The organism is Microbacterium sp. OVT16B, assembly GCF_019969705.1.
Taxonomy (GTDB): domain Bacteria; phylum Actinomycetota; class Actinomycetes; order Actinomycetales; family Microbacteriaceae; genus Microbacterium; species Microbacterium natoriense.
In genome coordinates, this window is sequence record NZ_JAHXZA010000017.1 from 1 (window position 1) to 490 (window position 490).

The 490-nt window shown below is 49.0% G+C and carries 1 protein-coding gene; it reads left to right on the forward strand.

Annotated features, from left to right (window positions below; translation table 11 throughout):
• On the forward strand, positions 1-490 hold a 490-nt coding region (locus LC438_RS19005), incomplete at both ends, for a hypothetical protein (RefSeq protein WP_223587509.1).

Sequence of the window (490 nt, forward strand, 5' to 3'; positions counted from 1 at the left end):
AGGGAGGGGAGAGGAGGGGAAGAAGGAGAAAGGGAAGAGAGAGAAGGAAGAGGGGAAGAAAGAGAAAGGAAAAGAGAGAGGAGAAAGGAAGAAGAGAAGGAGGGAAAAGAGGAGGAAGAAGAAGGGGAGAAAGGAGAAGGGAGAGGAGGGAGAAGAAAAAAGAGGAAGAAGAAGGGGAGGAAGAGAGGGAAGAAGGAGAGGAAAGAAAGGGGAAAGAGAGAGGGGGGGAAGGAGAGGAGGAAGGAAAGAAAGAAGGGGAAAGAGGAGAAGGGGGAGGAGGAGAAAGAGGAGAGAGAGAGAGAGGAGAAAGGAGAGAAGAGAAGAGAGAAGAAGAGGAAAAAAGAGAGAAAGGAGAAGAAGGAGAAGAGGGAGAAGAAGAGAGAGAGAGAGAAAAAGAAAAAAGAGAAGGGAGAGGAGAAGGAGGAGGGAGAAGAAGAGGAGAAAAAGAAGAAAGAGAGGGGAGGGAGAGAGAGGAAGGAAGAGGAGGGAA